Origin of the sequence: Acinetobacter sp. RRD8, from assembly GCF_031844225.1 — a bacterium.
Lineage (GTDB): Bacteria > Pseudomonadota > Gammaproteobacteria > Pseudomonadales > Moraxellaceae > Acinetobacter.
In genome coordinates this window covers 40,024-52,650 of record NZ_JAUZUU010000001.1, presented here as the reverse complement: position 1 = coordinate 52,650, position 12,627 = coordinate 40,024, and the positions used below count along the sequence as shown (strand labels likewise).

At 44.4% G+C, this 12,627-nt stretch carries 9 protein-coding genes; 6 read left to right on the top strand and 3 right to left on the bottom strand.

The window, feature by feature from the left end; genetic code table 11:
- Window positions 1–116 precede the first annotated feature (116 nt).
- Window positions 117–611 (top strand): Lrp/AsnC ligand binding domain-containing protein, encoded by a 495-nt coding sequence (locus Q9R24_RS00265; RefSeq protein WP_004279833.1) that lies wholly within the window; start codon window positions 117–119, stop codon window positions 609–611.
- Between the two features lie 78 nt (window positions 612–689).
- Here the strand turns inward: Q9R24_RS00265 and putP are convergent, their stop codons facing one another.
- A complete protein-coding gene (gene putP / locus Q9R24_RS00260; protein WP_311203454.1) occupies window positions 690–2,198 on the bottom strand; it encodes a sodium/proline symporter PutP in 1,509 nt (502 codons plus the stop codon).
- Between the two features lie 421 nt (window positions 2,199–2,619).
- On the opposite strand from putP, the gene Q9R24_RS00255 reads away from it, so the two are divergent.
- The 5 genes from Q9R24_RS00255 (at window position 2,620) to Q9R24_RS00235 (ending at window position 10,304) form a co-directional block, all read left to right on the top strand.
- A complete protein-coding gene (locus tag Q9R24_RS00255) occupies window positions 2,620–4,062 on the top strand; it encodes an aspartate ammonia-lyase (RefSeq protein ID WP_311203666.1) in 1,443 nt (480 codons plus the stop codon).
- A gap of 129 nt (window positions 4,063–4,191) precedes the next feature.
- Entirely contained in the window at window positions 4,192–4,557 is a 366-nt protein-coding gene (locus tag Q9R24_RS00250) for a hypothetical protein (RefSeq protein ID WP_311203453.1), read from the top strand.
- 123 nt (window positions 4,558–4,680) lie between these two features.
- Window positions 4,681–8,139 carry a transcription-repair coupling factor gene (mfd, locus tag Q9R24_RS00245; RefSeq protein ID WP_311203452.1) on the top strand — a complete coding sequence of 1,153 codons (3,459 nt, stop codon included), beginning with the start codon at window positions 4,681–4,683 and terminating at the stop codon, window positions 8,137–8,139.
- Between the two features lie 229 nt (window positions 8,140–8,368).
- Window positions 8,369–8,803, top strand: a complete 435-nt coding sequence (locus Q9R24_RS00240) for an HIT domain-containing protein (RefSeq protein WP_005246565.1) — start codon at window positions 8,369–8,371, stop codon at window positions 8,801–8,803.
- Between the two features lie 55 nt (window positions 8,804–8,858).
- Complete coding sequence (locus tag Q9R24_RS00235) at window positions 8,859–10,304, top strand: adenylate/guanylate cyclase domain-containing protein (RefSeq protein ID WP_044110083.1); 1,446 nt, start codon at window positions 8,859–8,861, stop codon at window positions 10,302–10,304.
- 89 nt (window positions 10,305–10,393) lie between these two features.
- Here the strand turns inward: Q9R24_RS00235 and fdx are convergent, their stop codons facing one another.
- Window positions 10,394–10,732: an ISC system 2Fe-2S type ferredoxin gene (gene fdx, locus Q9R24_RS00230; RefSeq protein ID WP_004279821.1), complete on the bottom strand. Its 339-nt coding sequence runs from the start codon at window positions 10,730–10,732 to the stop codon at window positions 10,394–10,396.
- A 15-nt stretch (window positions 10,733–10,747) separates the two neighbouring features.
- The gene (gene hscA / locus Q9R24_RS00225) at window positions 10,748–12,607 is read right to left on the bottom strand and encodes a Fe-S protein assembly chaperone HscA (RefSeq protein ID WP_005107162.1); all 1,860 of its coding nucleotides are present in this window, start codon (window positions 12,605–12,607) and stop codon (window positions 10,748–10,750) included.
- Between the last annotated feature and the right edge of the window lie 20 nt (window positions 12,608–12,627).

Sequence of the window (12,627 nt, the reverse complement as noted above, 5' to 3'; positions counted from 1 at the left end):
TGACTTCCTGTACTGCGTCAATCAGTTCTTTGAGTTGAATGAGTTTTAATCTATAATCACAGAATATTTGACGAATATCTCACTATAGTTTTCGCTTTTTTTAGAGAATAATTCTAATGCCAAGTCCTTATTTGAACCTTGACCGTATAGATATTCGTATACTGGGTTTATTGCAATCCGATGCCAAGCTGTCCAATATCAAATTGGCTGAACTGGTCAATTTGTCACCTACGGCAGCCTTGGCACGTGTACAAAAGCTGACCCGGGAAGGTTTTATTGTGGGCTATGAAGCGCGCCTCAATCCCGTGATGTTGAATAATGGTTTTGTGGTCTTTGTTGAAATTTTACTGGATAAAACCACACCGAATGTTTTAGATGAATTTTCTCATGCAGTTCGGCAGATTCCTGAAATTATCGAATGTCATATGATCAGTGGCGGCTTCGATTTCGTGGTGAAAATCCGTTGTGCCAATATGGATGAGTTTCGGAAAATCTCTGGTCAGATCTTGTGGCAATTGCCCGGAATTAAGGAAACGCGCAGTTATCCGGTGATGGAAGTGATTAAAGAAAGTCAGCAGATCCATCTGAAAATGCCGGGAAAAGCTAAGTAATTCGCAAGTGCCTCATCCGAGAAGATAAAAATATAAAAGGGACGATTAAGTCCCTTTTATATTCAAGTAAAAAGATGATTATTTTTCCATTTCTGCCATTTCTTTTTGATACTCGGCTTTAGCCATTTCAAAACGATGAACCACATCTTCGCTAGGTGCTTTATCCAGCAGGCTAACGATGATAATGCTGAGGATCGCCAGAATAAAGCCCGGAATAATCTCATACAGACCGGTATCGCCCATGTAATTTTTCCAGACAATTACAGCCACGGCACCAACAACCATACCCACAATTGCGCCGTTGAGGGTCATTCGTTTCCAGAAGAGAGACAGGATAATCAGTGGGCCAAATGCAGCACCAAAGCCGGCCCAGGCATAAGCCACTAGACCCAAAACCTTACTGTTCGGATTAATTGCCAGTGAAATCGCAACTAACGCGATCACTAAGACCATGCCGCGACCGACCCAGATCAGTTCTTTTTGTGAAGCATTTTTACGCAGGAAACTCTTATATAAATCTTCGGTCAGGGTGGTTGAGCAGACCAGAAGCTGACAGCTCAAGGTGCTCATAATTGCCGCCAAGATAGCAGCCAGAATGATTCCGGCAATCCATGGATTAAACAGGATTTTGGTCAACTCCATAAATACCGTTTCAGGGTTTTGATTCACCACCGAAGCCAATGCGGGATTGACACTGAAGTAGGCAATACCGATATAACCGGCAGCCACTGCACCGCCTAGGCATAGAATCATCCAGGTCATGCCAATACGGCGTGCAGCAGGAATGGTTTTGACCGAATCTGCTGCCATAAAACGCACCAGAATATGCGGCTGACCAAAATAACCCAAGCCCCAAGCCAGACTGGAAATAATCGCAACGGTGCTTAAACCTTCAAGCATGCTTGAAGCATGTGGGCGAGCCGATTCAAGGATAACACTCACTTGCTGGCTGTTGTCGCCCAGAGCCAAGAAGGTAATGATCGGAGTCAGCAATAAGGCAAAAATCATCAAACCGGCCTGGAATGTATCTGTCCAGCTGATCGCCAAAAAGCCACCAATACAAACATAAAGAATCGTCGCCATCGCACCAATCACAAGCGCTGTGGTGTAATCCCAGCCAAACAGGCTTTCAAACAGTCGTGCACCTGCGACCATGCCTGAGGCACAATAAATCGCAAAAAACACCAGAATCACCAAGGCAGACAAGACCCGTAAAATGCGTTTACGGTCGGAAAATCGGCTGGTGAAATAATCCGGCAAGGTCAGGGCATTGTTCTGATATTCAGTATGGGCACGCAGTCGACCTGCCACCAGTAACCAGTTCAGCCATGCACCGATAATCAAACCGATCGCAATCCATGCTTCTGACAGGCCAGACAGGTAAATGGCTCCCGGAAGACCCATCAATAGCCAGCCACTCATATCCGATGCGCCCGCCGAAAGTGCAGTAACGACACTGCCCAGACTTCGTCCACCTAGAATATATTCGTCAAAATTGGAGGTGGCACGATAAGCATATAAACCGATTGCAATCATGGCGATAATATAAAACATGAAGGTAATCAGGGTGGGGTTTAAATAAGTCATAGGCAGGTCATCCTGTAAATATGGAAATCATCGTCCAAGATGATTTTTTGTACTGAGATCGCAAGGAGGTGATTCAAGCATGGTTTAAAAATTACACTCTGTAACAATTACACAGCTTTTATGTATGCCTATTGTAAATAGAGTGGTAATTCACTGAAATTGAATCAGGAATAACTTGAGTAGATAAAAGGTAATACGACGTCGAATTCAGGGGGAAAGTGGAAATTTTTAATAAATAATTAAAATATTTGAATTTGAGCCAATTGCTTACACAATCTTACAAAACTCACAGCTTTAGCGTATTGGTAATAAATCGTAGCAAATCTAGGTTAAAGTCTTCCTATTAGGCCTGTATTTGTTTGCTCATATTAATGTCACACCAAATACGGTGCATCGCCAAGAGTATTTTTTAGTGGACAATATGCTTCAAATTGAACCGACCCGCCTTGAATGTGATTTATTGGGGGAAAAACAAATCCCGTTGCATAGCTATTATGGGATTCATACCTTACGTGCCATCGAAAATTTTAAGATTTCCGGATTGGCGGTGGGGCAACAAACACATTTTATTCGTGCTTTGGCCCAAGTGAAAAAAGCTTCGGCACAGGCCAATCTACATTTTCAAAAATTGTCCGAGCAGACCAGTACTGCCATTCAGAAAGCTTGTGATGAATTGATTCAGCATCCAGAAGCGTGGCAAGCAGCATTTCCACTTGATCCTTATCAGGGCGGTGCCGGAACCTCCATCAATATGAATACCAATGAGGTGATTGCCAATATTGCCCTAGAAATGTCGGGCCATCAGAAAGGTGATTATCACATTCTGCATCCGAATGATCACGTCAATACCTCGCAATCGACCAATGATGTCTATCCAACGGCTTTGCGTCTGGCGACCTATAGCAGTCTGGATGAATTGTTGAGCGTGCTTAAAGCATTGATTGACAGTATCGACCATAAAGCTGCCGAATTTGAATATGTCATCAAGATGGGACGTACCCAGTTACAAGATGCAGTTCCGATGACAATGGAACAGGAATTCCGGGCATTTGCCACCTTATTAAAAGAAGATCTGAAGCTGATTGGGCAGATGCGACAGTTATTGCTGGAAGTCAATTTAGGCGCCACCGCCATTGGGACTGGGGTCAATACACCGCTGGGCTATGCCAAGCGGGTGGTGGAAATCTTGGCGCATCTGACGGGTTTGCCTTTAAAAGGTGCGGCAGATTATGTCGAGGCGACCAGCGATTGTGGCGTCTTTATTATTTTGTCGAGCAGTTTAAAACGTCTGGCGGTAAAACTGTCCAAAATCTGTAATGATCTGCGCCTGCTCAGTTCGGGACCGCGTACAGGTCTGGCTGAAATTCGTTTACCCGAATTACAGGCAGGTTCTTCGATCATGCCGGCAAAAATCAATCCGGTAATTCCAGAAGTGGTCAATCAGATTGCCTTCCGGGTGATTGGTAATGATTTAACTATTACTATGGCTGCGGAAGCCGGGCAGCTACAATTGAATGTCATGGAACCTGTGATTGCCGTGGCGATGAATGAATCGATTCAACTTCTCACCCAGGGTATGCAAACCCTAAATCAGAAATGTATTGCTGGTATTCAGGCCAATGAACAGATTTGTTTAAGTTCCGTCATGCGCAGTGTCGGGATTGTGACCTTGCTTGAACCGATTCTGGGACATGCCAAGTGCGATGAAATCGGCAAACAATGTATGCGCGAAAATAAAACTGTGCCGCAAGTGGTGTTGGAGCTGGGCTTATTAAGTGCAACGCAATTAGAAGAAATCTTTGCGTTTGAAAATCTGGTGTCTGAAATCCCTTCAGCAGAGAATCAGCTCGAACAGGTTTCTTAACAGAGCCAGAGACCTTAAATCGTCTGTAACATCGAACCGCTGCTATTTTGATAATTTGCCTCAAGTTCAGGATGTGGATTTGAGGCATTTTCATCTAGACTATAAGCTGAATTATATTTGGCTGGGTAAATGGCGATGTTTGATAAAATCAGTGCATTATTTAAAAGTAATAAACCGACTGCTGCACAGCTATATTTAGAAGAGCAGAATATCCAGTATGTAGAAGGGACTGGTTATATCGTCGATGGTATTCAACTCAATCAGGAATTGGGTGCACGATTAGAGTATTTGTCGAATCGCCGTTTAAAACAGTTTGATGATTTAAAAGCGTTATATGACACCGCGATGCTGATCAATGAAAAAATTGATCTGGAAATTGCCCATCAGCGTTTTAATACGACTTTAGGAAATACTGAAGAGAACCTGCTGCAATTTAAAATGATTCTCAAGAAGTTAAATGATTATTATCGTAACTTCCTGCGCGAGAAAAAATAAGCGTTAAAAGTGCCTTGCAATCGAGGTGTATACATGGGGCAAGACTGCATAAAAATAACAAAATATCCGCAGATCATCGTGCTAGTATAAGCCTCAGGTTATTTAGACTTTAAAGCTATATCCATGTTCCAACAAGAAATTTCCCAACTCAATTTACCTCAACTCAAAGCAGGCGAGAAACGCTGGTTAGGCAATCTGCAAGGTTCCTCGACAGCATTGCTGCTCAAAGAAATCGTCGCACAGCAATCGCGCTTGTTTATCGTGATTGCACGCAACAATCAGCATTTGGGTCAATTGGAAAGTGAGCTGGAATTTTACGGGATTAAACCCACGATTTTTCCAGACTGGGAAATTTTGCCTTATGATCGTCTGTCTCCGCATCAGGATATTGTCTCGGAACGTCTGGCGATTTTATCCAATATGCCAAAAACAGGGGTGCTGTTACTTTCAGCTTCAACTTTGGCACAGCGTGTCGCGCCGACTTCATGGATTTTGGGCGAGCATTTTGATATTCATGTCGGACAGAAATTTGATCTGGAACAACAAAAGAAAAAGCTGATTCAGGCCGGTTATCATCTGGTGGATACTGTTTATGATCCTGGTGAATTTGCAGTTCGCGGCAGTATCATGGATATTTATGCCTCGGGGCAGGAAGCGCCGATCCGGATCGACCTGTTTGATGATGAAATTGAAACCCTGAAATTTTTTGACTCCGAAACCCAGCGCACCACACAAAGTCTGCAACAGTTTACGGTCTTGCCAGCACAAGAATTCCCACTCAAGGAAGGCCGTGCGACATTCCGTGACCGTTATGCCGAGTTTTTCCCGACTGCTAATCCAAAGAAAAATCCGATCTATCAGGATGTCATGGATGGGATTGACTCGCCGGGCATCGAGTTCTATTTACCGTTGTTTTTCAGTGCTGAAGCCATGCAAGGTCAAAGTTCGCTAATTTCATACTTACCTAAGAATGGCATTGTCATTACAGATAAGGCTCTGGACGAAAGTCTCAGCCAGTTTTGGCAAGATGTAGTGCGCCGTTATGAAGATCGCCGTCACAATGTCGATCAGCCGATCATGCCGCCAGAAAGTCTGTTTTTTCAGACCAATCAGGTTCTGGAACAGCTGAATCAGTTTGCACGTGTGATTGCGGCCCAAACGCCTTTTGAGCAAAAAGCCGGCGTATTGAATCTTGATACCCAGCTGCCACCGCGCCTGCCCGTCGATCCGAAACGTGAAAAACCGTTTCATGAAGTCAAAAAATATATCGATCAGGCCAATCATCCGGTATTGCTGGTGGCCGAGAGTGCCGGCCGCAGGGAAAGCCTCAAAGATGCTTTGCGACCAAGTCTGGGTGATATTCCAACAGTTGATAATTTCGATAATTTTATTAAATCTCTGTATGCAATTGCCATTACCAATGCGCCTTTAGAGCGTGGTCTGGTATTGACCGATCGTGTCAGCGTAATTTCTGAAAATCAGCTGTATGAACATCGCGTGGTACAGCGCCGTCGCAAACGTCAACAGGAAGTTTCCGAAGAGTTTCTGATCCGAAGTCTAACTGAGCTGACCATGGGCGCGCCTGTGGTACATATCGATTATGGGGTCGGACGTTATGCCGGTCTGGTCACCCTAAGTATTGATGATCAGGATCACGAATTTTTGCAGCTGGATTATGCGGATGCCGCCAAAGTCTACGTGCCGGTGACCAATCTGCACTTAATTAGCCGGTATAGTGGTGGTGATCCGGATCTGGCACCTTTGCATAAACTGGGTACAGATGCGTGGAATAAAGCCAAACGTAAAGCGCTGGAACAGATTCACGATGTCGCGGCCGAATTGCTGCATATTCAGGCACGTCGTGCTTCCAAGCCCGGGATCAGTTTTGAAGTCGATCAAAGCCTGTATATGCAATTTGCTAGTGGCTTTGCGTATGAAGAAACACTGGATCAGGCCAATGCGATTGAAGCGACGTTGCATGACATGCAGCAGGCCAAGCCGATGGATCGTCTGGTGTGTGGTGATGTGGGTTTCGGTAAGACAGAAGTCGCAATGCGTGCCGCATTTGTTGCAGTACAGAATAACCGGCAGGTGGCGATTCTGGTACCGACCACTTTGCTGGCACAGCAGCATTATGATTCATTCAAAGACCGCTTCGCCGACTGGCCAGTCCGGATTGAAGTGCTGTCACGTTTCGGCTCTTCCAAAGCACATACCAAGACCATTGACGACCTGATTGAAGGTAAAGTCGATATTGTGATTGGTACACATAAGATTTTGCAGGAAAATGTTCAGTTTAAGAATCTTGGCTTGATGATTGTCGATGAAGAGCATCGTTTCGGGGTGCGCGACAAGGAACGAATCAAGGCCATGCGTGCCGATGTCGACATGTTGACACTGACTGCAACTCCAATTCCACGGACACTGAATATGGCCTTTAGTGGCATGCGTGATCTGTCGATTATCGCCACACCGCCGGCACGCCGTCTTGCGGTGAAAACCTTTGTGCAGGAACATACCGATGACACCATTAAAGAAGCGATTCTGCGTGAATTGCTGCGCGGTGGTCAGGTTTATTTTTTGCATAATGAAGTTGATACAATCGATCGTGCCGCTGAGCATATCCTTAAATTGGTGCCGGAAGCGCGGGTGATTGTGGCCCACGGGCAGATGCGTGAACGTGAACTGGAGCAGGTGATGCAGCAGTTCTATCACAAGGAATACAATGTTCTGGTATGTTCGACCATTATTGAAACCGGGATTGATGTTCCGAATGCCAATACCATTCTGATTGAACGTGCTGACAAGCTGGGCCTGGCACAATTACATCAGCTACGCGGACGTGTAGGACGCTCACACCATCAGGCTTATGCCTACTTAATGGTGCCGTCTTTAAAAGCCTTAAAAGGTGATGCAGAAAAACGTCTGGATGCCATTCAGCGTGCTTCGACCTTGGGTGCCGGTTTTATGCTGGCAACCGAAGATCTGGAAATTCGCGGCGCAGGTGAGTTACTCGGTGAGCAGCAGAGTGGTTCGATGCAGGCCATTGGTTATAGCCTGTATATGGAAATGCTGGAAAAAGCCACCAAAGCCATTCAAAAAGGCAAAACGCCAAACTTCGATGCACCATTGTCATTGACTGCCGAAATTACCCTGCATATGCCAGCGTTGATTCCAGATGAATATCTGGGTGATGTCCATCAACGTCTGTTGTTCTATAAACGCATCAGTAATACTGATACCCAGGAAAAACTGGATAATATCCGCATGGAGCTAATAGACCGTTTTGGGATACCGCCACAGCCGGTCAAGCAGTTATTTGCTGTACACCAGATTCGCCTGAAAGCCGAGCAGCTCGGCATCACCAAAATTGATATCAGCAGTCAGGGCGGGCATATTGAATTTGCACCGGACACGCCGGTTCAAGCCATGACGATTATTCAGATGATGCAGAAACATCCGACCTATTTCCGTATGGATGGCGGTCAACGTCTGAAAGTCATGGTCATGCTGGAAGATTATCAAAAACGGATTCAGTTTATTCAGGATTTGCTGGACAGTCTACTTAAAGAATTGCACTGATTTTATTCGATTAAATCAGCCTGAAAATTCAGCTGGGATTACATTACAGGATGAAATTTGCAGGAACGACAGGCTTGATTTTTTTGATGAATTGTTTAGAGTGATTGTTGTGATCTGCTTTGCAACAAATCATGAGAATTTGTCTTTAAACACATTGCTTCCAATATTCAGCTTCAGTTGGATATGTTAGTATTAGCCATCATTCTAATTTTGCATCATTTATAAAGATATGTTTAGTTTGCATCCACAACTTGCTCAAGATACTTTTTTTGTAGGCGACTTTCCTTTGTCAACATGTCGTTTGATGAATGATATGCAATTTCCCTGGCTCATTCTGATTCCACGTGTGCCGGGTGTCTCTGAATTATATGAATTGAGCCAAGCTGACCAAGAGCAGTTTTTAAGAGAGTCAAGCTGGTTATCAAGCCAGCTGGCACGTGTTTTCCGTGCAGATAAAATGAATGTAGCAGCGCTGGGTAATATGGTGCCGCAATTGCATTTTCATCATGTAGTTCGTTATCAGAACGACGTTGCATGGCCGAAGCCTGTTTGGGGTACATCTGCTGTTCCTTATAGCAGTGAAGTATTGGCACATATGCGTCAAACCTTAATGCTGGCTTTACGTGGTCAGGGCGACATGCCATTTGACTGGCGCATGGACTAATCAGCCAAGGCATTCCGAGAACCATGAACAGTTGCGGACTTCAGGGAGTGAGTGAGTGCAATTAGACGACTGGATTCAAAAAGAACCCCATCAGTTTGAGTATTTCCATCGCATGATGGGATATATCATGCTGTCTCTGGTTCTGGTCGTCTTTCATTACACTGAACCAGATACCGAGTATCAGCTTTTTGTTCCATTTTTTTTGTTTCTGGTTTTGCTAATTACACCGAAACTATCTCGCTGGCTGATCTATCGTCATGATTATCACATCCGGCGTAATATTCTTTTCCTGATTGATGTCATTGTCATTTCGGTGGTTTTGGCGGCCGTGCATCTGGACTTGGTCTTGTCCTTGCTGGGTCTGGTCGCAGTGCTCTATACCGCGATCAGCAATAAAATTTCATTTATGATGGCATCTCTAGCCAGCCTGATCGGGATTACGCTTTTTTATCTGGCCAATATTCTGGTCTTTGGGTTTAATAATTATTTCGAACCGACCAGCAGTGAGTTGACCGTTTTAGGCTTTATCTGTCTGATTACCTATTTTGGTGTCGGAAGTTTTTATCAAAGTGGTCGTGTGCAATACATGACCCAGAAAAAAGACCATTATTTCGAACAGATGAACCGTTATATGGAATTTGCCAATCAGCTGAGTCGCTATGCGCCCGTGCAGTTATGGCAATCCATTATGAAAGGTGAATCTGAAGCCAAAATTGAATATAAACGTAAAAAGTTGACGATCTTTTTCTCTGATATTCAAGGCTTTACAGAGCTATCTGAAACTCTGATTCCAGATGATTTAGCATTCCTGTTGAATGACTATCTTCGGCATATGACCGAAATCGCTAAAAATTATGAAGCGACTGTCGATAAATTCATGGGTGATGCCATCCTGATTTTCTTTGGTGATCCGAACTCCGAAGGTGTGGAACAGGATGCTAAGAACTGTATGGAAATGGCATTGGCGATGCGTCAGCAAATGAAATTGCTGCGGGAACGCTGGATTAAAATGGGTTATCCGCCACTGCATATCCGCATGGGGATTTCAACCGGTTATTGCCACGTAGGGAATTATGGGGCTACGCATCGTATGGCTTATACCATTGTAGGACGTGATGCCAATCTGGCAGCGCGTTTGCAAAGTGCAGCGGAAGTCGATGAAATCCTGATTTCGGAAGATACTCATAATCTGATCAAAGATGATTATCTTTGTGCACCGAAAAAGCCGATATTCTTGAAAGGCATTAAAGCACCTGTAAGAACCTGGCAGGTCATGGAAAAATATGCGTCTCAGAAAGTCGAGTATCAGCGCTGGTTCGATTATGAATATAAGGGCTTTCATTTATTGCTGAATCTGGATGAAGTGCAAAACTTTGAATATCCTGAGCTGATTCATGTACTAGAAAAAATGATTAAACGCATTGAAACTCAGCAGAAAATGACCAATTCACAAGGTATTGTCAAATTGAAGCTTGAGGATGAAGTAATTGAACACATTTAAAGTTCATGTAAATTTACTTTAATTGTTTCTTATAAAGAGAAAAAACCACGCCTGAGCGTGGTTTTTTATTTTAGCCTGCAACGAAAATCTTAGTGATTTTCTGACGCATGGTTAATGGTGTATTTTGGAATTTCAATTTCCAGATCTTCATCGTCCAGTTTAACCTGACAAGAAAGACGTGAATCAGGTTCTAAACCCCAGGCACGATCGAGTAAGTCAGCTTCAACATCATCCATTTCTTCCAGGCTGTCAAAACCTTTGCGTACCACTACATGGCAGGTGGTACACGCTGCTGACATATCGCAAGCATGTTCGATTTTAATGCCATTTTTTAGCAGGCTTTCGCAAAGATTGGCATTTTGTTCGACTTCAAACTCAGCACCTTCGGGGCAAATCTGCGCATGTGGAAGAACTTTAATACGTGGCATAGTCGTTACCTTAAATTAGTTTGAGTTTGACCAGTCGTCGAGTTTAGTGCCCTTAAGAGCTGCATCAATATGTTGATTCATACGTGCTGCTGCAAAAGCATCACTATGTATTTTAAGCTGTTCAACGGCAGATTCAATCGCTTTGATATCTGAACCCTGAAGCTGAGTTTCAAGTTGTGCTTGCGCAGTTTGCAGTGCTGCAAGTTGATCTTCAGTCAACAGACCGGCATCCGCTTTGAGTGCCTGAACCAGTGCTTCCAGCTCACGCTGTGCTTCCACTTTGGTTTCATTCAAATGACGAAGATTCTTATCTTCTTCAGCGAACTTATAACCGTCTAGCAACAGACGTTCAGTATCTTCACCCGATAAACCATAAGATGGTTTGATATCGATTTGAGCCGTCACGCCAGAGGTGGTTTCTTTGGCAGATACAGTCAGCAAGCCATCTGCATCGACCTGGAACGTCACTTCAATACGTGCCTGACCGGCAGTCATTGGTGGAATGCCATGCAGGACAAAACGCCCTAAACTACGGCAATGCTCAACCAGATCACGTTCACCTTGAACCACATGAATCAACATGGCAGTCTGGCCATCTTGATAAGTGGTAAATTCCTGACGACGAGCGACTGGAATCGCAGTATTACGCGAAATTAATCGTTCAACCAGTCCGCCCATGGTTTCAAGACCAAGAGACAGAGGCGTCACGTCTAATAGTAATGAGCCATCAGTTGAGTTGCCAATCAATTGGTTCGCAGTAATTGATGCGCCAATCGCAACCACTTCATCCGGGTTAATGGTGCAAAGCGGTTCTTGGTTGAACACTTCACGCACGGCTTTTTGTACTGCATAAGAACGGGTTGAGCCACCGACCAAAACGACATTTTGAATGTCATCCAGTTCAAGCTTAGCATCACGCATCACACGCTTACATACGCTGATGGTTTTATCCAAAGCAACTTTGATGATCTCTTCAAATGTCGGGCGGTCAAGCGTCAATACTTGATCAAGCAATTTGAGTTGAACTGAATCTGCATCCGACAAAGCTTCTTTGGCTTTACGTGCCGCAACGACAAAATGTGCATATTCGGCATCATTCAAAGTGTCAATATTCAGTTGTTTCTTGGCCCATTTCAGGATCAAACGATCCAGGTCATCACCACCGAGGGCAGTGTGGCCACCGGTTGCCAGAACTTCAAACACACCTTGACTAAAACGCAGAATCGAAACGTCAAAGGTACCGCCACCCAAGTCATAAATCACATAGTTGCGATCTGTACTCAGATTACTTTCCTGATCAAGACCATAAGCCACAGCAGCAGCAGTTGGCTCATTCAACAAACGTAAAACATTCAAGCCGGCAAGCTGGGCAGCATCACGGGTTGCCTGACGCTGTGCTTCATCGAAGTAAGCCGGAACAGTAATCACTGCACCATTAACCGGATTTTGCAGACTGGCTTCAGCGCGGTCTTTCAACTGCTTTAAAATTTCTGCAGAAATCTCAACCGGAGTCTTACGGCCTTGTGCAGTTTCAAAAGCCGGCATTTCATTTGCTTCACCAACCAACGCATAAGGATGCTGGAATTTAATGTCAGCTTTCGAACGACCCATAAATCGTTTCACAGAAACGATGGTGTTTTTGGGGTCAGTAGTAATGAAAGGCGCAGCTTCATTGCCGTATTGAGTCTGTTGTTCTGCATAATGCACGATAGAAGGAAGTAGCACACGACCTTGTTCGTCATTAAGTACTTTGGCTTTACCTGAAAGAACCGTGGCAACCAAAGAGTGGGTGGTGCCTAAATCGATACCAATCGCAATGCGGTGTTCATGTGGTGCACTTGATTGACCTGGTTCTGCAATTTGCAAGAGAGCCATAGTGTTACATCCTTTGCACG